The 24,195-nt window shown below is 65.8% G+C and carries 17 protein-coding genes; 6 read left to right on the top strand and 11 right to left on the bottom strand.

The features are described 5' to 3' along the window. Window positions 1–134 precede the first annotated feature (134 nt). On the top strand, window positions 135–911 hold the full coding sequence (locus tag VGI62_RS22005; protein WP_331506740.1) for an SDR family oxidoreductase: 777 nt from the start codon (window positions 135–137) through the stop codon (window positions 909–911). On the opposite strand, the gene VGI62_RS22000 is transcribed toward VGI62_RS22005, so the two are convergent. Beyond that, window positions 908–3,058, bottom strand: a complete 2,151-nt coding sequence (locus VGI62_RS22000; RefSeq protein ID WP_331506739.1) for a malate synthase G — start codon at window positions 3,056–3,058, stop codon at window positions 908–910. The two genes, VGI62_RS22005 and VGI62_RS22000, sit on opposite strands and share 4 nt — an antisense overlap. A gap of 122 nt (window positions 3,059–3,180) precedes the next feature. Next, window positions 3,181–4,773: an isocitrate lyase gene (locus tag VGI62_RS21995; RefSeq protein WP_331506738.1), complete on the bottom strand. Its 1,593-nt coding sequence runs from the start codon at window positions 4,771–4,773 to the stop codon at window positions 3,181–3,183. A gap of 162 nt (window positions 4,774–4,935) precedes the next feature. On the opposite strand from VGI62_RS21995, the gene VGI62_RS21990 reads away from it, so the two are divergent. Together VGI62_RS21990 and VGI62_RS21985 are read left to right on the top strand one after the other, a co-directional pair. Next, window positions 4,936–6,357: a helix-turn-helix domain-containing protein gene (locus tag VGI62_RS21990; protein WP_331506737.1), complete on the top strand. Its 1,422-nt coding sequence runs from the start codon at window positions 4,936–4,938 to the stop codon at window positions 6,355–6,357. A gap of 145 nt (window positions 6,358–6,502) precedes the next feature. After that, window positions 6,503–7,729 (top strand): TetR/AcrR family transcriptional regulator, encoded by a 1,227-nt coding sequence (locus VGI62_RS21985; protein ID WP_331506736.1) that lies wholly within the window; start codon window positions 6,503–6,505, stop codon window positions 7,727–7,729. Here VGI62_RS21985 and VGI62_RS21980 read toward each other — a convergent pair. The 5 genes from VGI62_RS21980 to VGI62_RS21960 form a co-directional block, all read right to left on the bottom strand. After that, window positions 7,726–9,210, bottom strand: coding sequence for an MFS transporter (locus tag VGI62_RS21980; RefSeq protein WP_331506735.1), 1,485 nt, complete (start codon window positions 9,208–9,210; stop codon window positions 7,726–7,728). The two genes, VGI62_RS21985 and VGI62_RS21980, sit on opposite strands and share 4 nt — an antisense overlap. Before the next feature lie 23 nt (window positions 9,211–9,233). Then, window positions 9,234–10,772, bottom strand: coding sequence for an MFS transporter (locus tag VGI62_RS21975; RefSeq protein WP_331506734.1), 1,539 nt, complete (start codon window positions 10,770–10,772; stop codon window positions 9,234–9,236). Window positions 10,773–11,045: 273 nt separating this feature from the next. After that, a complete protein-coding gene (locus tag VGI62_RS21970; RefSeq protein ID WP_331506733.1) occupies window positions 11,046–13,910 on the bottom strand; it encodes a TonB-dependent receptor in 2,865 nt (954 codons plus the stop codon). Window positions 13,911–14,343: 433 nt separating this feature from the next. Then, on the bottom strand, window positions 14,344–17,091 hold the full coding sequence (locus VGI62_RS21965; RefSeq protein ID WP_331506731.1) for a TonB-dependent receptor: 2,748 nt from the start codon (window positions 17,089–17,091) through the stop codon (window positions 14,344–14,346). Window positions 17,092–17,276: 185 nt separating this feature from the next. Further along, entirely contained in the window at window positions 17,277–18,254 is a 978-nt protein-coding gene (locus tag VGI62_RS21960) for an NAD(P)H-quinone oxidoreductase (RefSeq protein ID WP_331506730.1), read from the bottom strand. A gap of 108 nt (window positions 18,255–18,362) precedes the next feature. On the opposite strand from VGI62_RS21960, the gene VGI62_RS21955 reads away from it, so the two are divergent. Both VGI62_RS21955 and VGI62_RS21950 read left to right on the top strand, forming a co-directional pair. After that, window positions 18,363–18,569, top strand: a complete 207-nt coding sequence (locus tag VGI62_RS21955) for a DUF1192 domain-containing protein (RefSeq protein ID WP_331506729.1) — start codon at window positions 18,363–18,365, stop codon at window positions 18,567–18,569. Window positions 18,570–18,674: 105 nt separating this feature from the next. Then, window positions 18,675–19,184, top strand: coding sequence for a DUF1465 family protein (locus VGI62_RS21950; RefSeq protein WP_331506728.1), 510 nt, complete (start codon window positions 18,675–18,677; stop codon window positions 19,182–19,184). A 105-nt stretch (window positions 19,185–19,289) separates the two neighbouring features. Here VGI62_RS21950 and rpmE read toward each other — a convergent pair whose 3' ends face one another. Next, window positions 19,290–19,514, bottom strand: coding sequence for a 50S ribosomal protein L31 (gene rpmE / locus VGI62_RS21945; RefSeq protein ID WP_299540133.1), 225 nt, complete (start codon window positions 19,512–19,514; stop codon window positions 19,290–19,292). 136 nt (window positions 19,515–19,650) lie between these two features. Between rpmE and VGI62_RS21940 the strand changes: the two genes are divergently transcribed. After that, on the top strand, window positions 19,651–21,507 hold the full coding sequence (locus VGI62_RS21940) for an ABC transporter transmembrane domain-containing protein (RefSeq protein ID WP_331506726.1): 1,857 nt from the start codon (window positions 19,651–19,653) through the stop codon (window positions 21,505–21,507). A 231-nt stretch (window positions 21,508–21,738) separates the two neighbouring features. Here the strand turns inward: VGI62_RS21940 and VGI62_RS21935 are convergent, their stop codons facing one another. Genes VGI62_RS21935 through VGI62_RS21925 form a run of 3 tightly spaced genes read right to left on the bottom strand, consistent with a single transcriptional unit; the run spans window position 21,739 to window position 24,062 of the window. Further along, a complete protein-coding gene (locus tag VGI62_RS21935; protein WP_331506725.1) occupies window positions 21,739–22,155 on the bottom strand; it encodes a cupin domain-containing protein in 417 nt (138 codons plus the stop codon). Then, window positions 22,152–23,210, bottom strand: a complete 1,059-nt coding sequence (locus VGI62_RS21930; protein WP_331506724.1) for a glycerophosphodiester phosphodiesterase — start codon at window positions 23,208–23,210, stop codon at window positions 22,152–22,154. Before VGI62_RS21930 ends, VGI62_RS21935 begins: the two co-directional genes overlap by 4 nt. Window positions 23,211–23,264: 54 nt before the next feature. Beyond that, window positions 23,265–24,062: an inositol monophosphatase family protein gene (locus tag VGI62_RS21925; RefSeq protein ID WP_331506723.1), complete on the bottom strand. Its 798-nt coding sequence runs from the start codon at window positions 24,060–24,062 to the stop codon at window positions 23,265–23,267. Window positions 24,063–24,195 lie beyond the last annotated feature (133 nt).

Here is a 24,195-nt window from a genome sequence, read left to right as displayed (position 1 = left end):
GGCTCGAACGGGGACCGGCGGTCCGGAAATTCAAACGCTTGTTACAGGCCACGCTGGACCCTTCCAAGTCAAATGTGCGAGGGGGACTGAGGGCGCGGTCGAACCGGCGCAACAACAAAAAGGGGAGGCGCGGCATGGCGCTCGATCTGTTCTCACTGAAGGGGCGTGTCGCGCTGGTCACCGGCGGCTCACGGGGCATCGGCAGGATGATCGCCAAGGGCTTCATCGAGCAGGGCGCCAAGGTCTACATTTCGTCCCGTAAGGCGCCGGCCTGCATCGAGACCGCCGAGGAACTGGGCCCGAACTGCATCGCGCTCCCTCAGGACGTCTCGACAGCTGATGGTGTGAAGGCGCTGGCCGCAGCCTACCTCACCCATGAGGACAAGCTCGACATCCTGGTGAACAACGCCGGCGCCGCGTGGGGCGCGCCCTTCGAGGAGTTTCCGGAGAGCGGCTGGGACAAGGTGCTGAACCTGAACCTGAAGTCACCTTTCTTCCTCACCCAGGCCCTGCACGGCGCGTTGAAGAAAGCCGCCAGTCGCGACCAGCCGGCCAAGGTGATCAACATCGCCTCGATCGACGGTATCCGCCTCAATCCGCAGGAGACATATTCCTACCACGCCTCAAAGGCGGGCCTGATCTATCTGACCCGCCGGATGGCCGCCAAGCTGATCGAGGACGCCATCAACGTCACGGCCATCGCGCCCGGCGCTTTTGCGTCCGAGATGAATCGGGTCGCCCGCGACCACGGCGAAGAGGTCGCCAAACGCATCCCCTCCCGCCGCATCGGGCGTGACGAGGACATGGCGGCGGCGGCGATCTACCTGGCCTCGCGCGCCGGTGACTATGTGGTCGGCGAGACCATCGCCGTCGATGGTGGCGTGGCGCTGGCCGGCATGGGCGGGCTCTAGCCCGCGCCAAGGGCCTTCCGCTCGCGCCGGCGGGCGTGGAGGATGTGTTCGGTGTAGCCGTTCGGCTGCTCGCGACCCTTGAACACCAGGTCCAGCGCGGCCTGGAACGCGACGCTTGAGGCGGGATCGTGGCTCATCGGCCGGTAGACCGGATCACCTGCGTTCTGGCCGTCGACCACCTTGGCCATGCGCAACATGGTCTCGCGAACCTGGGCTTCGGTGCAGACCCCGTGGTGCAGCCAGTTGGCGATGTGCTGGCTGGATATGCGCAAGGTTGCGCGATCTTCCATCAGGCCGACATCGTGGATGTCAGGCACCTTTGAGCAGCCGACGCCCTGGTCGATCCAGCGGACGACGTAGCCAAGGATGCCCTGGGCGTTGTTGTTCAGTTCCTCCTGCACATCGGCAGCGTTCCAGTTGGAGCGCGCCAAGGGCGGTGTGAGGAGTTCGTCCGTGCCGGTCCGCTCTTTGGACCTGGCCATGGTCGCCTGAAGCGCCGGCACATCGACCTCATGATAGTGCAGGGCGTGCAGCACCGCCGCCGTCGGGGAAGGCACCCAGGCGGTGTTCGCGCCGGCCCTGGGATGGCCGATCTTCGTCGCCAGCATCGCCTGCATCATGTCGGGCGCCGCCCACATGCCCTTGCCGATCTGGGCGCGGCCGGGGAAGCCTGTGGCGAGGCCGATCTCGACGTTGCGCTTCTCATAGGCCGGCAGCCAGGGTTCGGCCTTGATCGCGTCCTTGCGAACCACCGGCCCGGCCTCCATCGCTGTGTGGATTTCGTCGCCCGTACGATCGAGGAAGCCGGTGTTGATGAACACGATCCGCTCACGCGCGGCGTGGATGCAGGCGGCCAGATTGGCGCTCGTGCGCCGCTCCTCGTCCATGACGCCCAGCTTCACTGTATTGCGTGCGAGGCCAAGCTCGTCTTCGATCAGGTCGAACAGGCGAACGGCAAGCGCCACCTCATCGGCCCCGTGCATCTTCGGCTTCACGACATAGATCGAGCCGAGTGGGCTGTTGCGGCGCGCGCCTTGGATGTCGTGCAGGGCCGCGGCGACTGTGATCATCGCATCGACCACCGTCTCGAAGGCCGCCGCCCCCTGATAGCGGACCGCCTCGGTGGTCATGTGGTGGCCGACGTTGCGCACCAGCATCAGGCTGCGGCCGGGGAGCGTCAGAATCCCACCCGCTGCGGCCGTGTACTGACGATCGTCCGCCAGTCTGCGTGTCTCCGTGCGGTCGCCTTTGGCGAAGGTGCTGGAGAGGTCGCCGCGCATCAGGCCCAGCCAGTTGCGATAGACGCCCACCTTGTCCTCTGCGTCCACGGCGGCGACCGAGTCTTCGCAGTCCTGAATGGTGGTGAGCGCTGCCTCCACCAGCACATCGGCGACGCCCGCGGGGTCGTCCTTGCCGATGGCGTGCGTTCGGTCGATCAGGATTTCGAGGTGCAGGCTGTTGTGCGCCAGCAGCACGCCCTGGGGCGCCTCGGACGCGCCGCGCCAGCCGATGAGCTGACCCGGTGTCGAGAGCCTGGCCTGCCGGCCGTCCTTCAGCCGGACAGCAAGTGCGCCATCGGTGACCAGGTAGGCCACGGCCTCGTCATGCGAGCCCGCAGAGAGCGGTGCGATCCGGTCGAGGAAGGATCGCGCGAAGGCGATCACCTTGGCCCCGCGCACGGGGTCGTAGCCTCCTGCGCCCACCGGGGGCTCCAGCGCATCGGTGCCGTAGAGGGCGTCGTAGAGGCTGCCCCACCGCGCGTTGGCGGCGTTCAGGGCGAAACGTCCGTTGGACACCGGCACCACGAGCTGCGGCCCGGCCAGCCGGGCGATCTCCGGATCTACGTTTTGCGTGGCGATCTCGAAGGCAGGCGGCGGCGGCTGCAGATAGCCGATCTCGCGCAGGAAGTCCGTCTCTTCGGCGACATCGAAGGTCTTGCCGCGACGCTCGCGCCACCAGGCGTCGATCTGCGCCTGGAGTTCGTCGCGGCGCGCGAGCAAAGCGGCGTTGCGCGGCGTGAAGTCGGCCAGGACCTTCTCCAGCGACGCCCAGAACGCGGCGGGCGTCACGCCGACGCCCGCCAGCAGGTCCTGCTCCACAAAGGCTGCCAGGATGTCGTCGACCGAGAGGCTGCTCGTGATGTCCATGGGCTTGACCGGGCTTAGATGGGCGTGGCGGCAAAGGTCGCCCGGGATGCCGGACGACCACGAAAAAGAAAGGCCCCCGCCCGAAGGCGGGAGCCAAAGGTCTTGTGGACCAGCCCGGCGTCTTACGCGAACTGGTTCATTGTGTTGTGCACGCCGCCGGCCTTCAGGGCCGCCTCGCCTGCAAAGTATTCCTTGTGGTCGTCGCCGACATCGGAGCCCGACATGTTCTGGTGCCTCACGCAGGCGATGCCCTGACGGATCTCCTGGCGCTGGACGCCCAGGACGTAGCCCAGCATGCCCTGGCTGCCGAAGTACTCCTTGGCGAGGTTGTCGGTGCTGAGCGCGGCCGTGTGATAGGTCGGCAAGGTGATCAGGTGGTGGAAGATGCCGGCCCGCTTGGCCGCGTCCGCCTGGAACGTGCGGATCTTCTCGTCCGCCTCAATGGCAAGCGCGGTGGCGTCGTAATCGACGCTCATCAGCTTCTCGCGGTCGTAGGCGCCGACGTCCTTTCCGGCCTTGGACCAGGCGTCATAGACCTGCTGGCGGAAGTTCAGAGTCCAGTTGAACGAGGGCGAGTTGTTGTAGGCGAGCTTGGCGTTCGGGACGACGGCGCGGATGCGGTCCATCATGCCGGCGATCTGCTCGATGTGCGGCTTCTCCGTCTCGATCCACAGCAGGTCGGCGCCGTTCTGCAGCGAGGTGATGGAGTCGAGGACGCAGCGGTCCTCGCCCGAGCCGGCACGGAACTGGAACAGGTTCGAGGGCAGCCGCTTGGGGCGCAAGAGCTTGCCGTTGCGGTTCAGGACAACGTCGCCGTTGGCCATGTCGGCCGGCGAAATCTCCTCGCAGTCGAGGAAGCTGTTGTACTGGTCGCCGATGTCGCCCGGCGCGTGGCTGACCGCGATCTGCTTGGTGAGGCCCGCCCCAAGGCTATCGGTGCGAGTGACGATCACGCCGTTATCGACGCCGAGCTCGAGGAAGGCGTAGCGAACCGCCCGGACCTTCGCCAGGAAGTCGTCGTGCGGGACGGTCACCTTGCCGTCCTGGTGGCCGCACTGCTTCTCGTCCGAGACCTGGTTTTCGATCTGCAGCGCGCAGGCGCCCGCCTCGATCATCTTCTTTGCAAGCAGGTAGGTGGCTTCGGCATTGCCGAAGCCGGCGTCGATGTCGGCGATGATCGGCACGACGTGGGTCTGGAAACCATCGATCGCGTCCAGGATCTTTTCTTCCTTTTGCCTGTTCCCGGCCGAGCGCGCGGCGTCGAGGTCGCGGAAGAGCATGCCGAGCTCGCGGGCGTCGGCCTGCTTCAGGAAGGTGTAGATTTCCTCGATCAACGCGGGAACCGAGGTCTTCTCGTGCATCGACTGGTCAGGCAACGGGCCGAACTCGGAGCGCAAAGCGGCGACCATCCAGCCCGACAGATAGATGTAGCGTCGGTCGGTCGTCCCGAAGTGCTTCTTGATCGAGATCAGCTTCTGCTGGGCGATGAAGCCGTGCCAGCACCCCAGCGACTGGGTGTAGTCGGCGGGGTTGGCGTCATAGGCCGCCATGTCCTTGCGCATGATGTCGGCCGTGTAGCGGGCGATCTCCAGGCCGGTTTTGAAGCGGTTCTGCAAGCGCATGCGCGCCACGGATTCGGCGCTGATGCCGTCCCACGTGCCGTTCTTGCTCTTGATGAGCTGGCCCATCTCGATGATGTGATCTTGGTAGGACATGTGCCTCTTCCGCAGCTTGGCCGGACATGACGCGCCCGGAACTTGGCCTCTTCGATACGCCCCGATCCTGTCGCTTGAGGATCGGCTGCGGAGTCGATCTGTAAATTGTTACAAGACTTTGGTGTAATGTTGTAAGGATCGCACTGACAGCTTGAGGCCCTCATGCCGACCGAACGACGTCTCTACATCGGACCGAGACTGAGGCGGCTTCGCCGCGACCTGGGCCTGACCCAAGCCGACATGGCCTCCGACCTGGATGTCTCGGCCTCTTACGTGGCTCTGCTTGAGCGCAACAATCGGCCGCTGACGGCGGACCTGCTGCTGCGCCTTGCGCAGACCTACAGCGTGGATGTGGCGACCCTGGCCGGAACAGGCGCCGCCGATGAAGCGGCTCGGTTGCAGGCAATCCTCAAGGATCCGATCTTCGCCGACATCACACCCGCCGCCCTGGAGGTCGCCGACGTCGCCACCAACTACCCGGGCGTGACGGAGGCGTTCCTGCGCCTCTACACAACCTACCAGGAGGAACAGCTCGCGCTCGCCGACCGCGGAGCCGAGACGCGCGCGGCCGGTGAGGTTGCGGGGCCGGAAGCCTCGGATCCCGTCGCGGAATCACGACGCTTCCTGGCCGCCCGCCGCAACAGTTTCCCAGGCCTCGACGACACCGCCGAGCGCTTTGCCCGAACCATTGCCGAGCAAGGCGGCGCGCTCGAGTACCTGAAGATCCGGCACGATCTGCGTGTGCGGCGCCTGCCCTCCAACGTGATGGTCGGCTCGATGCGCCGGCTTGACCGACATCGCAGGGAAGTCCTGCTGGATGACGCCCTGGACGCCGCGAGCCAGGCCTTCCAGCTGGCGCTGCAGCTGGCCTACCTTGAGATGGGCGCTGAGATAGACGCTGTGCTTGCGGACGGCGGCTTTGCCTCCGAGAGCGGCGAACGACTGACCCGGCGAGCCCTGGCGAGCTACGCCGCCGCCGCGATTCTGATGCCTTATTCCGCCTTTGCTCGGGCTGCAGAGGCCCGTCGCTATGACGTGGAGGCTCTTGGGCGGCAGTTCGGCGCGAGCTTCGAACAGACGGCGCACCGCCTCACGACGCTGCAGAAACCCGGCCAGGAACGCGTGCCGTTCTTCTTCATTCGCGTCGATCCGGCCGGCAACGTCTCCAAGCGCCTCGACGGCGCCGGCTTCCCGTTCGCCCGGCACGGCGGCGGTTGTCCGCTTTGGTCGGTGCATCAGGTGTTTCGCACGCCGCGCGAGATCGTCACCCAGTGGCTGGAACTGCCCGACGGCCAGCGTTTCTTTTCCATCGCCCGCACCGTAACCGCGGGCGGCGGCAGTTTTGGCGCGCCCAGGGTGGAGCGGGCGATCGCCTTGGGCTGCGCGGCCGAACATGCAGGGCGGCTGATCTACACCCAGGATCGCGATGGCCAGGGTTCGGAGGCCGCGACCCCGATCGGGGTCACCTGCCGGCTTTGCCAGCGGACCGAGTGTGCGGCGCGCTCAGAACCTCCGATCGGACGCCAGATCCTGCCCGACGACATCCGCCGCACGAGCCTGCCATTTGGGTTTTCGGACAGTTGAAACTCGCCCGACAGGTTCGCCGCAAATGTTTGTTTGCTTCTGAACTGTCATGCTCCAAGTCGCTGGCGCGGTGGCGAATTCCGTGCGCAAATTCCTCAAAATATCGGGGATGAAACACCTCCCCGAATAAACTTGGGGATGCAACATGGTTCAGGGGGCGGTCCAGGCAACGGACCGATTCGAGCGCAAGCGTGAGGCGATCCTCGACGCGGCGACGGAGTTGCTCAACACCCGTGGGGTCAAGGGACTGACGCTCGGGGTCGCCGCCGCTGCCGTCGACCTCTCCACCACCAGTGTCACCTACTATTTCAAGCGCAAGGACGACCTGGCGGCCGCCTGCATGATGCGCGGCATCGACGACATGCTGGAGGTCGTCAAGACGGCCCTCGCTGAGCCCGCGCCGTCGGCCAGGCTGCATGCCCTGCTGAACCTCTATCTCGACAGGATGCGCCGCGCAGCCGTAGGCGAGGCGCCGCCCCTGCCGCTGCTTTCCGACCTCAGAGCCTTGAGCATGCCGCAGCGCAGCGAGGTCGCCGCGGCCTATATGAAGCTGTTTCGCCGGCTGCGGCAGATCTTCGAAGCGCCCGAGCTTGCCTGGCTTTCCCGCGGACGGCGCACCGCACGCACCCAGATGCTGCTGGAGCAACTCTTCTGGGTCTCCGCATGGCTGCCGAAGTACGATCCCGAGGACTACGGCCGCATTCGCGAGCGGATGTACGACATCCTGATCGGCGGGCTCGCCGCGCCCGATCGCGTCTGGAAACCCCTCCCGTTGCCCATGGTCCAGCTTGCGCCGAAGGATCGCCACGAGATGAGCCGGCAGACCTTCCTGATGGCGGCCACCCGACTGATCAACGCCCGCGGCTACCGCGGGGCGTCGGTCGACAAGATCTCGGCGGAGCTCAACGTCACAAAAGGCAGCTTCTACCACCACAACGAGGCCAAGGATGATCTTGTCGTGGCCTGCTTCGACCGCACCTTCGACGTCATGACCCGCGTCCAACGCCTGGCGATGGGGCTGCCCGGCGACCAGTGGACCCGACTGACAAGCGCCGCTGCCGCGCTCGCGGAATATCAACTGTCGGAAAACGGGCCGCTCCTGCGCAGCTCGGCCTTGGCCGCCCTGCCGGAGCCGATCCGCGCAGAGATGGTCAGGCATTCCCACCGGGTCTCGGACCGCTTCGCCTCGATGATCTCCGACGGCATCGCCGAGGGCTCGCTCCGCGCGGTCGACCCGTTCCTGGCCGCCCAGATGCTGAACGCAACCTTGAACGCCAGCGCCGAGCTCGATGTCTGGGTGCCGGGCGTCAGCCAGAAGGCGGCGCCGGCGGTGTTCACGCGCCCGCTGCTGATGGGCGTCTTCTCGCGCTAGGCCAGGTCGCCGACGGAGCTCACGGGTTCGCCCTCGGTGGCAAGGTCCGCAGCGGCGGCCAGCTTGCGCAGGGTTTCAGCGTGGCTGGCGCGGCTGATGCGATAGCCGAGCAGGAGCAGCGTGGCGGTTCCGTAGAGCACGGCCTGCGTAGGCACATAGACCAGACCCAGGTGACGGATCACGTCCGGGTCGACCTGCCCCGGCTTGGCGTGCGCCGGGAAACGGATCGCGGAGATGATCATCCCCGAGGCGAAGATCCCGACGCCCGTCACCGCCTTGGCGATGAATAGGGTGGCGGCGAAGAACACACCCTCCTGGCGCCGTCCGGTCTTCAGTTCGGAGTCCTCCACCACGTCGGCGATCATCGAGGAAAACAGGATGGTGCCCACAATCCCCACGCCGACGGAGACGATGGTGGTGACAAAGATCAGGGGGTAGAGCAGCGGCGAGCCGTTCGTCGGAAAGGCCCCTGCGAGGCGCAACACGATGGGCGCCACGCCAACCGAGATACCGAGGGGGATCAGAATCAGGGCGGCCGGCTTCTTGTCGAAGCGTTTGGCGATGCGCGGCGCGGCGGCGAAGGCCAGGATCGCGGCGCCCAGGCTGGCGAAGGTGAAGAGCGCGATCTGCGCGGAAGAGAATTCCCAGAAGTAGGTTGAGAAATAGAGGTTGATCGAAAAGCCCAGCCCGATCCCCATGGCGTAGAAGAAGTTGGACGTCAGGATGAACAGGAACGAGCGATTGGCGAGCGTGCCGATCAGCTCGCGGGTCAGCCGGCCCAGGGTGACCCTCTCGCTGGGCGGCTCGCGCAGGAACGGGATCTGGCGGTGCGTGCCGATGGCCGAAACCAGGATCGCAAACAACATCAGCCCGCCTGCGAAGAGGCCGTAGTTGGCGTACCCCTGCCGATTTAACTGTCCTACGGGGAACTCTGCGGTTGGCCGGAGGAAGACGCTCAACGCCAAACCATACATGGCCAGTCCGCCGACCCAGCCGAACAGGTAGCGATAGCTGAGCAGCCGCGTCCGCTCGTCATACTCGGTGGTCAGCTCGGCTGCGAGCGCCGAGGAGGGCACCTCGTAACAGCTGATGAAGCTGCGGATCAGGATCGCGGTCGAGGCGAGGTAGATTACCAGCAATCCTGGCTCCCACCCCTTGGGCGGGTTCCATAGCAGGACGTAGGAGACGCCCACAGGCACGGCTGCGGCATACATGAAGGGGTGCCTGCGCCCCCACCGCGAACGCGTATTGTCGGAGAGCTGACCTACGATCGGATCGACAAAGGCGTCGACCACGAGGGCGAACATGATCGCCAAACCGACGGTCGCGGCGGGCAGCCCCATGACCTGGGCGTAGAAGAAGGCCAGGAAGTAGGAGAAGCCGTTGTCCTTCACCCCGAAAGCCACCGAGCCGAATCCGTAGAAGAGCTTGGTGACCGGCGTCAGGCGCCGGGCCCTGGGATGAGCACGTGCGGTGGTCAAAGAGACCTCATCAAGTCCGGCTTCTATTGGGCCGGTTCGGGGTCGGCGCTGGAGCCGGCGGGGATGTTCACGACCCTGTCTTCGGGTTCGAGCGGGGTGCGGGTGGCCACATCGCCGGGCCCCTTACTCGCTGCGACTTCGCGAAGGCGGGCCACGTTGCGCTCATGGGTGGCGCGATCGATCTTGTAAAAGCTCAGCGCCACCACCGAGCCTCCGTTCAGCACGATGACGCAAGGGATGTAGAAGAGCGCCAGGCGCCGGACGATTTCGGGGTCGACCGTGCCGGGCACTGCATGGACCGGGAAGCCGACCAGCGAAATCAGCGAGCCGGCGATGAACGCGCCGAGCCCGGCCGTGAACTTGGGAACCAGGCCGTTTGCCGCGAACAGAACCCCTTCTGAGCGTATGCCGGTCTTCACCTGTTGGTCCTCGACGACGTCGGCCACCATGGAGGTGAGGATGACCAGTCCCATCAGCCCCATCGCCGCAGTCAGCAACACGTCGCCGAACAGCAGCGCATAGAGCAGGTTCGAGCCGTTGGGCGGCATGATGCCGAGCAGGCGCCCGGAGATCGGCAGCAATCCGGCGAACACGGAGACGGACAGCAGGCCGAGCATCGCCCGTTTCTTGCCGAAACGCTGCGCCAGGAACGGCGCAAGGAACACGCCAATCACCGACGCCAGCAAGCCGCCGGACGCCAAGGGGCCGATCATCTGCGGCTTGAGGCCCCAGAGGTGGAGATAGAAGTAATTCTGCAGGGCCGCGATGATCCCGATTCCCGAGCCGCCCAGGATGTTGGCGACCATCAGCACCAGCAGGGCCGGATTGGCGAAGACCGAGAGGATTTCCTGGATCGTCTGCCCCAGGGAGGTCTTACGCACCGGGGGCCTGTGCAGGTAGGGGATCCGGCTGTGGGTCGCGGCGCTGGAAACCAGGATGCAGATGAACATGACGACCGAGGCCAGCGCGCCGAACTCGGCGTATCTCGCACGGTTGAGGACGCCCAGCGGGTTCGACGCGTCCTGCCGAAGGAAGACCGAGTAGAGGACAATCTGGGTCACGGCGATCGCGGAGATGGCGAAGAACCATCGGTATGCCAATAGCGACGTCCGCTTGTCATAGTCGGGGGCAAGCTCGGGCGAGAGCGCCGATGAGGGGATTTCGTAGCCCGCGACGGAGACGCGAACAGCGATCAGCATCACCACGGCCAGGATGAGCAGCGCCCCGCCGTCGAGGCCCTTGGGAGCGTGCCACAGGAGATAGAAGAACAGGGCCACGGGGATGGCCGAGGCGTACATGAACGGGTGCCGGCGGCCCCACGGAGAACGCAGGTTGTCCGACCAGTGGCCGATCATAGGGTCGATGACCACGTCGGCCACCAACGACACCATGATCGCCAGGCCGACCCAGACTGCGGGCAGGCCGATCACCTGGTTGAAGTAGAGCTGCAGCACGGCGGCCGAAAGGACAGCGGCGGAGACGCCGTAGGCCACCGATCCCAGGCCGTAGGTGAGCTTGACGGCTGTGCCTAGCGGCGGTGGCGTCGGGACGGAGTCGCTCACGATTGTGCAATCGCCGTATTGCGGCGGTCCGGCTCCATGCGTTCCTCCTGCCGCGCGGGACGCGGGAATCGTCAGGCGTTCGCAACCGTCGAGGCGGCCGTCGCCTGCTCTCTCTCAGTCCGCTGAGCGTGCGGGAGGGTCACCATGGCGTCAACGCTTTTGATCTTACATCGCTGACATCTTCGAAAATCCGGAATGTTTCAGGTCGAGGATCGCGCAAAGCAAAGGGCGCGCCCTTGCGGGCGCGCCCTCCGAGCCGGATGTCCGGGTCGTCTAGAAGCGGTACTGGAACTCGATCCCGTAGGTCCGTGGCGGGGTCAGCGGGTAGGTCGAGGAGATCCCGTTGAAGCTCGCCGTCTTCTGCACGGCGTTGAACGTGCCGGGAATGGCCGCGCTCGGCAGGCCAGGCGTCATGCCGGCCGCCGCGATGGTCGCCGCCCCGTAGAGGCCGGTGACCCGGGTGCTAGACGCACCCCCATCGTAGCCCAGGGTGTCGCCGATGTTCTTGATGTAGGCGATGATCGAGTACCGGTTGTCCTTGTCCTTCCAGGTGATCCGCGCGTCCCACTGATCCCAGGACGGCGCTTCGTTGTAGGACCGCTGGAAGAGGCCGGCGTACTGCTTGTCGCGCCAGATGTAGCTGACCTCCGGCGTCAGCGTGCCCTTCTCGAACTCGAACCCGTAGGTCACCGCCGCAGCGATCTTGTTCTTCGGGTTCTGAGCCAGGCTGTTGCCGGCCAGGTCCTGCGGGCGCTGCACAAGGCCGGTATTGACGTCGCAGAGCGGGTTCGGATTCGGGTTGCTGGCGGAGGGCGTGCTGCCGGTGCCGGTGCAGGATTGAAGCGCCGTCAGCGGCTTGGCCCCGGCCGCCATGGCCTCCGGGTCGCTCGGGTCGATGATCCCGCTCAGCGTCTTCACGTGGGCGTCGTCGTAGGAGTAGTTGAAGAGCACCGACATGTGCTCGATCGGCGCCCAGGTCACCTCCAGCTCTGCGCCCTGGCTGACCGCCTTCGGAACATTGAGGTATAGGCTCTGGCTCACCGACAAGGCGCCGGAGTTGGAAACCACCGACAGCGGCGCCTGATAGCCCCTGAGGTCTTCGTAGAAGATCGCCAGGTTGGCTTGCAGGGTGCGGCCGAACGCCTTCTTCAAGCCGATCTCATAGTCGTTGATGTGTTCGGCGTCGGTGAAGGGGAACTGGCCCGCCGTGCTGGTCACCCCGGTGTTGAAGCCGCCCATCAGGTAGCCGCGGCTATAGCGGGCGTAGAGGTTGGTGTCCCGATCCGGATCCCATTGGACGCCTGCCGTGCCGGTGGTGGCGTCCCAGCTATGGTCGTAGCTGCGGTGTGCGAAGCCATCCGGCGTGAAGGTCACGCCGCTGCCGTTGATGCCCCCTGGCACCACGCCGGTGGGCAGGCCGCCCAGGTAGACGAGGCCCGCGGTGACGTCGACCGGCGGGGTGAAGGACTGGCCCAGAACCTGCGGCGACGAACCGCTCAGGCAGGCGCTTGCGCCGAAGCAGACGACCCGCACGGACTCGGTCCCGCGAAGGTTGTCGTGGCTGTAGCGCAGACCGAGCGTCGCCTTCAGGGTGTCGGCGAATTTCCAGTCGAGCTGGCCGTAGGTGGCGTAGGATTCCTGTTCGAATTCGGGGCGGTTGTCGAACAGCCGACGCTGAAAGTCAGGGCCGACAAGGCCGGTGATTGCCGACGCCGCGGGCGTGATCGGGCCGTCGAGTTGGGGCTGATCGAAGAGCGTCGTGAAGACCGGCTGCTTGTACCCCTCCTTGTAGTAGTAGAGGCCGCCAATCCACTGCAGCGCGCTGTCGCCGGTTGAGGCCAGGCTGATCTCGTGGCTGATGTTGTGGTAGTCTTCCTGATACGTCGAGGCCTGGCGCGGGAAGACCGTCAGCGGTGCGCATGAGCCTCCGGCCAGGTTGGTGGCCGCACAAGGTTGCGCCTTTAGAGCGGCTGTCCCGGCGGCCGGGAATGCCGGGTTGAACGGCAGAAGGTTGACCTGGAACGAGCTGATCGACCCGCCGCCGTTATCCGAGAACAGCGTATAGTGGTAGTTGATCCCGCCTCCGGCGTACTTCAGGTCCATGTTGTCGAAGTGGTAGGTCAGGTTGGTGGCGATGCCGAAGGCTTCGTCCAGCGAGACCGTCTGGGCGATGTTGGTCGCGAACTTGCGTGGATCGCTGCTGGCGGGATTTACGCAGCCAAGCGGTGAGGTGTTCACGACATTGGAGGCGACATTGCCAGGCGCGCAGGCGAAGTTATTCCTGACGGTCTGCAGGTCGGACTGGGAAAAGTTGAGAGGCGCTGGAGAATAGCTGCCGCGCGCACCCGGACCGCCGGAGCCGTTGTTCCAGCCGGTGATGTATGCCTTCGCCCAGCCGTCCAGATGGTCGCCGAACTTCGCCTGAAGCTGGCCCTCGACATAGAACTGGTCGATGACGTTGCCTTCGCTCGGCATGCCCGGGACGACGTTGGTGTAGTAGCCGTCACGCTGCTTTTCCCAGTTGCCGGCCAGCCGGAACTGAAGGTCCGGCGTCAAGGGCCCGGATACCGCTGCTTCGAGAAGGGTGCGTCCGTAGTTGGCGACCGTGGCGCGGACTTCCGCATAGGGGTCTTCCGTCGGGCGCTTGGAGATCACATTGATCGCGCCGCCGATCGAGTTGCGGCCGTAGAGCGTGCCTTGCGGGCCGCGAAGCACTTCTACCCGATCGGTGAAGATCGGTGTCTTGCCGACTGTGGTGGTGGAGGTGGTGTAGATACCGTCGTCGTAGACCGCCACCGGCACAGCGACCGGGTGCGCGTTGGTCAGGCGCCCGATGCCGCGGATCGAGGTACGGTCACTCGCGCTCGAGTAGTTCAGGCCGGGCGTGTAGTTTGTCAGATCCTGGATCGAATTGATGCCCATGAGGTCGCGCTTCTCGGAGGTGAAGGCCGAGATCGCGACAGGCACGTCCTGCAGGCTCTGGCTGCGCCGTTCGGCGGTGACCACCAGTTCTTCGATGGTGTCGGCGGCGGCCGCAGTGGCGGCGGGTCGAGCTTGAGCGTGGACCGATGTTGCGCCGAGCGCAGCGGCGACCAGCAGGGCGCTGGACGATGCCAAAAGGCGAAGCTTGTCTTGCAAATTATCCTCCCCAGACAGAAAGCCGTTCCGGCTCTTGATTAAATTTCTTGGTTTTGGGCGCAGGGGAGCGAGCCGAGGCCAACATCCGTCCGCGCGGATTTTAGCCCAAGGCCGGCCGCGGTAAGCGCGCACGGGGCGCCGACGGCGCGCGATCTTGCGATCGCCCGCTTAGACAATGAAATTGTTGTACGCCCCATACGCTCCCCGCCGCGCGTTGGCGGCCTGTGACGGGCATTCGTCGGCAGATAGGCCGCCGTCACCCGCTCATGACTGAATTGGAAGGGTGCGCGAGCGTGGCCTTAGCGTCAACATTTTTCGCCTTTTGCGCCAATAATTCGAATAACCGGAATCGGCGAGTAGGAATTGCGCTGAAAAAACAAAGGGCGCGTCCTTGCGGACGCGCCCCAGTAAACCGAAAGAACGGTGTGTTTTATTAGAAGCGGTACTGCAGCTCCACGCCGTAGGTACGGGGCGGGGTGAGGTAGTAGGTGGGCGACACGCCGTGGTCGCCCAGCCCGGTCAGGACCATGGGAATGCCGCCGGTCGCAAGACCGGAATAGCGGGTCGCCGTTGAACCGCTCTCGTAGCCCACGCTGTCGAAGACGTTCTTCACGTACCCGATGATCGAGTACTTGTTGTCCTTGTCCTTCCAGGTCAGGCGCGCGTCGACCTGATCCCACGACGGCGCCTGGTAGTAGGAGCGGTCGAAGATCGTGCCGTACTGCTTGTCGCGCCAGATGTAGCTGAGCGACGGCGACAGCGAACCCTTATCGAGCTCGACCGTGTAGGTGACGTTCAGCGCCACCTTGTTCCTGGCCGAGTTCGGGAGCGCGTTGCCGGCGAGGTTCTGGGCGCGCACGATGTTGCCGGAGTAGATGTCGCAGACCGCGGTCGGGTTCGCAGCGCACGTGGACAGGGCTCCGATAGGCTTGGCCCCAGCCGCCACACCGGTCGGATCGTTCGGGTCGATGATCCCCGTCAGTTGCTTGATGTGGGCGTCGTTGTACGAATAGTTGAAGCCGACCTGCAGATGGTCGATGGGCTGCCAGATGGTCTCGAGCTCGACGCCCTGGCTGATCGCCTTCGGTACGTTCAGGAACACGCCCTGGCTCTGAGCAAGGCCGCCCTGTGTGTTCACGATCGTCAGCGGCGCCTGCAGGTCTTGGTAGTTGTAGTAGAAGACCGCAAGGTTGGTCTGCAGGGTGTGGTTGAACAGGTCCTTCTTCAGGCCGACCTCGAAGGCGTCTGAGTGCTCGGGCCCGGTATAGGGCGACGAACCCAGCGTCGTCGTGATGCCGACGTTGAAGCCGCCGGCCTTGTAGCCGCGGCTATAGCGGGCATAGGCCATGGTGTCGCGATCGGGATCCCACTGCAGGCCGGCGGTGCCGGTCCAGGCGTCGAATGACGCGTCGTAGTTGCGCGTCGCAAAGCCGTCGGGCGTGAAGGTCACGCCGCCCGGCTTGCCGTTGTTGACCACGCCCTTGGGCGGAGCGACAGGCGCCCCCCCTAGGAGCAGGGATTGAAGCGGGCCGTAGACCGTAGCGGCGGTGACATCGACCGGCGGCGAAAGCGTGCCCAGGGTCTCCGGCACGGTGCCGCAGGCGGCCACCTGGTAGCAGATCAGGCGAACCGATTCGGACCCGTCCTTCTTGTCGTGGCTGTAGCGGATGCCCAGGGTGGTCTTCCAGTCCTGCGCGAACTTCCAGTCGATCTGGCCGAAGCCGGCGTAGGACGTATCCTCCAGTTGCGGACGGTCGTCGTAGCTCCGGTTCTGGAAGACGCTGGCGACCCCCAGTGGCGTCAGAGCCGGCACCGCCGGCTGGACCAAGCCGTTCAGCCCGGTCTGCGCGGCCAGGGTCGTGAAGACCGGCTGCTGGTAGGCTTCATGGTAGTAGTAGGCGCCGACCAGCCATTGCAGCGAGCCGGATCCGCTCGACGACAGGTTCAGCTCGTGGCTGTCCCAGTGCTTGTTCTCCTGGTAGGTCGACGAGGAGCCGCCCGGGCGAATGGTCGCCGCCGTGCATCCCGGCACGAAATTGCAGGTGGCCGTCGCGCTCAGCGGGATTTGGAAGGACTGGACTGCGCCGCCGTCGAGCGGCGACACCAGGGTGTAGTGATAGGTGTCGTACCCGCCGATGTACTTCAGGTCGAAGGCGTCGAAGTGGTAGGTCCACTGCGTGGCGAGGACGTAGGTCTCGTCCAGCGAGACCGTCTGGGCGATCGTGGACGCGAACTTGCGCCGGTCGCTGCTGGCCGGATTGACGCAACCGGTGGGCGAGGCGTTGACGACATTCGTCGCGACGCCCGAGCAGGCGAAGTTCGGGTTGATGTAGAGCGCGCTCGGCAGGGTCTCCAGCGGGTTGTACGGGCCAGGCGTGTAGCTCGTCTGGCCGCCGGGGCCGCCGGCGCCGTTGTTCCAGCCGGCGATCGAGGCCTTGACCCAGCCCTCAAGCCGGTCACCGAACTTCCCCTGAAGTTGGCCCTCGACATAGTACTGGTCGATGACGTTGCCCTGGCTGGGCATGCCCGGCACGACGTTCGTGAAGTAACCGTCGCGCTGCTTTTCCCAGTTGCCGGCCAGGCGGAACTGAAGACCCTCCGTCAAGGGGCCGGATACCGCCCCCTCGAGAAGTGTGCGGCCGTAGTTGGCGACCGTGGCGCGGACTTCCGCATAGAAGTCCTCAGTCGGACGCTTCGAGATCACGTTGATGGCGCCGCCGATCGAGTTGCGGCCGTAGAGCGTGCCCTGCGGGCCACGAAGGACTTCGACGCGGTCGACAAAGATGGGGGTCTTGCCGGCTTCCACGGTCGAGGAGGTGTAGACACCGTCCGAATAGCTGGCCACGCCGGGGTCGGCGGCCTGGACGTTGGTCAGGCGGCCCACGCCGCGCAGGGAGATCCGGTCGCCTTGGCTGGAATACTGCAGCCCGGGCGTGAAATTGGTCATGTCCTGGACCGAGTTGATGCCCAGGAGGTCGCGCTTTTCAGACGTGTAGGCCGAGATGGCGATCGGCACTTCTTGCAGGTTCTGGCTGCGCTTTTCAGCAGTGACGACCAGTTCTTCGATAGTGCCGGCCGCAGCCGCGGAAGCGGCGGGCTGGGTCTGGGCGTGTGCAGAAGTATTGACGGCGGCGATAAAAAGAAATGCGCCGGACGCCATTAGGCGAACTCTGTTCTTCAACTTAAACCTCCCGGGGAGCGGATACCGCCGGTCATTGAAACCGGCGCCTAATTCTCTCGAATCCGGGAGCCATAGGGGAGGGCAGGCAGCCTTGGCCATACTCAATCAACGATTCGAATGATCGGTTTGGTCAAAGTGTCGCCGCACTGCAACACTTGCGCTTCACAGACGCCGATTTCGGCAGCTTAATTGACAGTCAGGACAATTTTTCCGACGTGCGAGCCGCTTTCCAGGCGGGCGTGAGCCTTGGCGGCCTCGGCCAGCGGGAAGGTCTTGTCGACCTGCGGCTTCACCTTGCCGGCCTCGATCCAGGGCCAGACCAGCTTTTCGACAGCCGCGGCGAGCCGGGCCTTCTCGTCTGCGTCGCGCGGCCGGAGCGTTGAACCGGTGACGGCGGCGCGTTTCTGCATGAGCCGCCCGATCGGCAGCATGACCTCTCCGCCCCCGAGGCTGGCGATGAATACGATCCGTCCGCCGGTCTTCAACGCCTCGAGGTCACCGGCGAAATAGTCTCCGCCGACCATGTCGAGGACGACATCGCAGCCACCCTCCCGCTTGGCGACCTCGGCGAAGGCCTCCAAGGTTGTATCCACGGCGACGTCGGCGCCCAGCGAGCGCGCCGTGGCAGCCTTCTCGGCGCCCCTCGCGGTGGCGATGACCTTCGCGCCAAAGGCCTTGGCCATCTGGATCGCCGTGGTGCCGATGCCCGAGGTGGCGCCGTGAAGCAGCAGGGTCTCGCCGGACCTGAGCGCCCCGTGCTCGAAGACATTCGCGTAGACCGTGAACACCGTTTCAGGGAGCGCGGCAGCCTCGGTGAAGCCCAGGCCCCCGGGGATCGGCAGTGCGTGGCGTGAGTCGCAGACGGCGTACTCCGCATAGCCGCCGCCGCCTAGAAGGGCGCAGACCTTGTCGCCCGCCTTCCAGCGCCCGGCTCCAACGACGACCTCGCCCGCCACCTCCAGGCCCATGGTTTCCGGCGACCCCGGCGGAGGCGGATAGAACCCCAGGCGCTGAATGATGTCGGGCCGGTTGATCCCTGCGGCTTGAACCCGGATCAGGATCTGGCCTTCCTTCGGCGTCGGCCTGGGGATCTCCACGGGCTTCAGCGCCTCGGCAGGCCCTTTGCCACCCTCGATGGCGATCGCGGTCATCATCTCAGTCATGTGGGTGGCCCCAGAAAGCTGTGCATTGGTCTCTTGCGCAAACTTGCGCTCAAGCGGCTTGCGAGGTTGGATAGCGCCCCATCGGGAAACCGGAAAGGGACGCCCGTCATGGAAGAACCTGCAGAAGTCCGTATCGGCCGCGGCCAACGCCTCATCGAGGCCGTGCGCGAGGACCTGGAGTTGTTCGGCGTGGCCGAACTGGAGGAGCGTATCGAGATCCTGCAATCGGAGATTTCCCGGGCGCAGGCCCAGATCGACCGCAAGCGGGCCGGACGGGCGGCGGCCGACGCTTTGTTCGGTGCGAGGCCGAGCTAGCTTGGGGTCCGTCGGGGCGCAAAATGGGCCAGATCCGGTGGCACAGGTGTTGCACGGACGGTTTTTCGCGACCGCTTTGCGGGCTGAGTGTAGGTTGACCACCGTATGAGCGATCTCAAAGTCTCCTCCACGCCGTGGCGCGCCGAAGTGATCCAGGACTTCGCCCGGTCGGAACTGTTCCAGCGCACCTTCCAGGAGGGCATGGACCTGGTGGAGGAGACCGCCGGCTATCTGGACGGGGCCGGCCGGCAAGCCTCGAAGCTCTTGTCGCGCAATGCGGCGCTCGCCTATGCGGCCGAAAGCATGCGGCTGACGACCCGGCTGATGCAGGTCGCCTCCTGGCTGCTCGTGCAGCGCGCGGTGCGGGAGGGCGACATGCCGCCGATCGCCGCCTGCGAGGACCGCTATCGCCTGACGGGCGAGGAGGTCTGCCGCGCGAACGGCGAGGCCGATGGCCTGCCGGGCGAACTCCTGATGCTGCTGGACCGCTCGGAGCGGCTCTATGAGCGGGTCCGCCACCTTGACCGGCGCATGTATGTCGAGGGCGCCACCGATGAAACGCCGCATCCGGTGCTGTCGCAGCAGGACAGGCTGAAGAGCGCCTTCGGGAGCTGAACCGGCGCAGCTTCGCGCAATCGAAAACGCCGCGGAGGGCGACCCCGCGGCGTTATCGTTCTTGAGACTTTTGAATCGCCCCCGTGGGGCCCGGCCAGAGCCGGCCTACTTGCGGGTGAAGCCGCCGAACTTGGCGTTGAAGCGCGACACGCGGCCGCCGCGGTCGAGCATCTGGTGGCCGCCGCCGGTCCAGGCCGGATGGGTCTTCGGATCGATATCGAGGTTGAGGGTCGCGCCTTCCTTCCCGTAGGTGGAACGGGTCTGGTAGGTCGTGCCGTCCGTCATCACCACGGTGATGAAGTGATAGTCCGGATGGGTGTCTTGTTTCATCGGATGAGCGCCTGACGTAAAGGAGCGTCGAAAGAGTTATCGAGGGCCTTCCGCAGAGGGGGCCCTTCGAGGAAGCCGGGCGTATAGAGAACCGCCGCTGCAAATGCAAGGTATGAGCGTAGATGGGTGAGCCCCTATGACTGATCTGGGGGCCGAGGCCGCCGTAGCCGGCCGGCCGACCGCGGGGCAGGCGTTCGCGCAGTCGCTGGACGAGGCCGCAGAACGACGGCCAAAGAGTCGCAATGTCCGTGCGCTTGGCCGCCTGATCCCATTTGCCGCAGGCCATCGGCTGGATGCGATGGGCGCCGGGGTCTTCCTGGTGACGGCCGCCGCGGCGAGCCTGGGGCTCACCGGGGCCGTGCGGCTGTTGGCCGACCATGTGACGCAGGCGGTTTCGGCGCATGCCTCTGCAAGCGCCGTGGCGCCCTGGTTCTGGCTGCTGGGCGGCGTGGCGCTCGCCTTGGCGCTCTCCTCGGCCATGCGCTATTTCTTCGTCACCAAGCTCGGCGAGCGGATCGTGGCCGACCTCAGGAAGGCCACCTACGCCCATATCCTTTCGCTCGACCCCGCCTTCTTCCTGATGACCCGCACCGGCGAGGTGCTGTCGCGGCTGACGACCGACATCCAGATCGTCGAGAACCTGCTTACAACCTCGATCTCGGTGTCGCTGCGCAACGCGCTGATGCTGATCGGCGGCCTGGGCTACATGCTCGTCGTCAGCCCGCGGTTGACCGGGCTCGTGCTGATCACCGTCCCGCTGATCCTTGCGCCGCTGTTCCTGTTCGGACGCCAGGTGCGCAGGCTCACCGCCTCCACGCAGGACCAGTTCGCTGCGGCCATCGGCCACGCCGGCGAAACGCTCGATGCGCTGGAGATCGTCCAGGCCTTCGGACGCGAGGCTTCTGGCGCGGCGCGCTTTGGGCAGGCGGTCGAAACCTCGTTCCAGACGTCGCTGCGCCGGATGACGGCGCGCGCCGGCATGACGGCGGCGGTGATCGCGCTGGTCTTTTGCGGTGTCGTCTGGATCCTCTGGCTAGGGGTCGAGGCGCTTTTCAACCAGCAGATGACGGTCGGCACTCTCTTCCAGTTCGCCCTCCTGGCCGTGTTGTCGGCGAGCTCGGTTGGCGCGCTTGGTGAGACCTGGGGCGATGTGCAGAAGGCGGCCGGGGCCATGGAGCGGGTCTCGGAGATCTTGGCCGCGCGCCCCGGAATTGCGGCGCCTGCCCATCCCCAGGCGTTGCCGAGCCCGGCGCGGGGCGAGGTCACGCTCGAAAACGTCACCTTCGCCTACCCCGGCCGACCAGACATGCCGGCGGTGCGAGGCCTGACGCTGAGCGTGAAGCCCGGCGAGCGGGTGGCGCTGGTCGGTCCTTCGGGGGCCGGCAAGAGCACCGTGTTCCGCCTTCTACTTCGCTTCTACGACCCCCAAGCCGGCCGCGTGCTGGTGGATGGCGTCGATCTGCGCGCGGCTGATCCTGTGGAGGTCCGCGCTCGAATGGCCCTGGTCGCCCAGGAGTCGCCGCTTTTCTCCGGCTCAGCGCTCGAGAATGTCCGCTTCGGGCGCGAGGACGCCAGCCTCGATGAGGTTCGGGCCGCCGTCCGCGCCGCCCAGGCCCAGGGTTTCATCGACGACCTGCCGCAGGGCATCGACACCCAGATCGGCGAGCGAGCCCGCAGCCTCTCCGGCGGTCAACGCCAGCGGCTGGCTATCGCGCGCGCTCTCGTTCGACATGCCCCGATCCTGCTGCTCGACGAGGCGACCAGCGCGCTGGATGCCGAGAACGAGCGCCTGGTGCAACGCGCCCTCGACGAGGCCATGGTCGGCCATACCACTCTGGTCATCGCCCACCGCCTGGCGACCGTGCTCAAGGCCGACCGCATCGTGGTCATGGACGAGGGGCGCGTCGTCGAAGAGGGCACCCACCATGAGCTGGTGGCGAGGAACGGCCTCTACGCCCGGCTGGCCTCGCTGCAGTTCGGTGAGGCGGCGTAGGGTCTCAGGGGGCGAAGTCCTGAGTCCGGCCAATGGGAGGCGGCGGCGCGAACGGCTTGGAGGCGAAGATGTGATAGGTCCGCCCGCCGACGGCCGACGTCGTGTCGAACCGGACCGACCCTGAGATCGGACCGGGCCAAACGCGGGGCAGGACGGCGACGCGTTCGAGATGTATCGGCTGCCCATCCCAGTTACCGCCGGGCCGCAAGACGGATGCAGCCTGCTCAGCGGTTAGCGGTTCGGATCGAGCATGACGTTCAAGATCTTGTCCTCTTCGCCCGCCAAGGACGCGCACAGCAGCTGCGCCGTCTCGCTCGCCGACGCATTCTTGAAATAGTGCACCGTCACCTCTGCTGGCTCGTAGGTCGTGGTCCCTTGCAGAGCCCGCCGCTCGGGCGCGTCGCCGATTTTGACGAGGAACTCGCCCTTCGAGATGAAGCAGATCACCGGAACGGTATGCTTGTGCGGCGGCATGACCTGGCCGGGAAGGAATTCCACCCGGTTGGCCTCCACACGGTCGATGTGCTTGCCGGGCGCGATCGGAATGACGGCCAGGGGCGTCCGCGTAGGGATCGGCGCCTGGGCGTGCGCCGTACAGCCGGCGGCGGCTGCCATCGTCAAAGCGGCCAACGGACTGCGGACGTTCATCCGCGCGCCTTCACGGCCAGCGCAGGGAAGTCGCTGAAGAGGCCGTCGATCCCGGCTGCGTAGAGCGCCCTATAGACCGCGGCCACATCGCCGTGGGACGAGGGGTCGGTTCCATTTCGCAGCTTGGGCGGCAGGAAGACATTCTCGGCGCGCACCGTCCACGGATGCACCGCCAGCCCCGCGGCGTGGGCGTCGCTCACCAGAGCGGTCGGCCCGCCAAGGCCGCCATCTACGGTAGGCACAACCATCGACCAGTCCGGCCCAACGCCATTGGCATACGTCGCAATGGTCTTCAGCCCCGTGGCTGAGGCCATATCCCTGTAGCGGAGCGTCACGTCGGTGGGGCCCCCTTCGGGCGACATCAGCTGGACGCGCGGCGCCTTGGAGAGGGTCATGAAGGTCTTCAGCGGCAGGACGTCGAAACATTGGACGAATACCGGCGCGTTCGCGCTGTCGAGGTCGTTCTTCTTCAGCGCCTCGGCCAGCCGGCCCTCCATCGGCAGGCCTATCTGGGCGAAATAGCTGGCGTGCTTCATCTCCGGATAGGTGCCGATCGGCCGCTTCAGGCGTGCGGACTCCGATTTCGCCAGATCGATCACTTCCTGGTAGGTCGGGATCGACTCCTGGCCGTTGAATTTCGCGCTCTCGGGCCGAAGCTTCGGCAGCCGCTCGCGGCAACGCAACGTCTTCAATTCCTCGAGTGTGAAGTCCTCGGTGAACCAGCCGCTCACGGCCTGGCCCTGGATCTGGCGGGTGGTGAGGCGGTTTTCGAACTCCGGCTTCAGGGCGACGTCGGTGGTCTGGGAGATCTCGTTCTCGTGGCGGACCACGAGATGGCCGTCCTTGGTCAGCACCAGATCCGGCTCGATGAAATCGGCTCCCTCGGCGATCGCCAGTGCGAACGCCATGAGGGTGCTTTCGGGCCGCTCGCCGCTTGCACCGCGGTGGGCGATGATCAGCGGCTTCTTCTTGAACCCTTGAGCCGTGACCGGCATCGCGCCGAAGGCGGCGACCGTAGCCGCCGCCGCGCCCAGGGTGCGGCGGGTGATGTCCATGGCGTTCCCCCTAATCCTTAGGGACAGTCAGGCACCCGGCGAGGGACGGGTCAACTATTTGGCCGCTTGGCGCAGGCGCTCCAGGAGTTGCGGCTGGATCTCCAGGTTTCCCGCGCAGACCGACCCTGCAGCCAGCACATCATCACCGCCCAGGGCGTCGGAGACCCGCCCGCCGGCCTCGGTGACCAGCAGGATGCCGGCTGCGAGGTCCCAGGGCTTGAGGTCGCGCTCCCAGTAGCCGTCGTAGCGGCCGGCCGCGACCCAGGCGAGGTCGAGCGCCGCTGACCCGAAGCGACGAACGCCTGCGACCCGCTGAGTGATCTGATGCAGCTCCTTCAGGAAGGTCGCATGCTGCCCGTGGCCCATGAACGGTATGCCAGTCGCCAGCACTGATTCTTCCATGCGTGTGCGCGCCGCCACGCGCAGGCGTTTGTCATTGACGAAGGTCCCCTTCCCCTTCTCGGCCCAGAACAGGTCGTTGGAGACGGGATTGTAGGTCACCGCCGCCACGATGGCGCCCTCGCGCTGCAGGGCGATGTTGATCGCGAAGTGTGGGATGGCATGCAGGAAATTGGTCGTGCCATCGAGCGGGTCGACGATCCAGGTGTGGGTCTTGTCGGTGCCTTCGATCAGCCCGCGTTCCTCGCCAAGGAAGCCGTAGCCCGGGCGGGCCTTGGTCAGCGCCTCGAAGATGGTCTGCTCGGCTTTCAGGTCGGCGGCGGAAACGAAATCGGCAGGCGCTTTCTTGGCCACCTGAAGCTCGGACAGCTCGCCGAAGTCGCGGTTGAGCCCCCGCGCAGCCTTGCGCGCGGCGTCGGACATGACCTTCAGGAGGGCGGACTGGGTGCTCACAGTGGGAAAGATCTCAAGCGGCTAGAGGGCGCGGACCGTAGTGATGGGGCCGTAGCGGCGCAAGGCGCTCCGTTGCCGCAAAGGAGGATGCCTAGGTGGCGCGATCGGCGATCCCGACCGCCATCGCGGCGTT

This window comes from Phenylobacterium sp., from assembly GCF_036495085.1.
Classification (GTDB): domain Bacteria; phylum Pseudomonadota; class Alphaproteobacteria; order Caulobacterales; family Caulobacteraceae; genus Phenylobacterium.
This window is presented reverse-complemented; position numbering and strand designations above follow the sequence as displayed.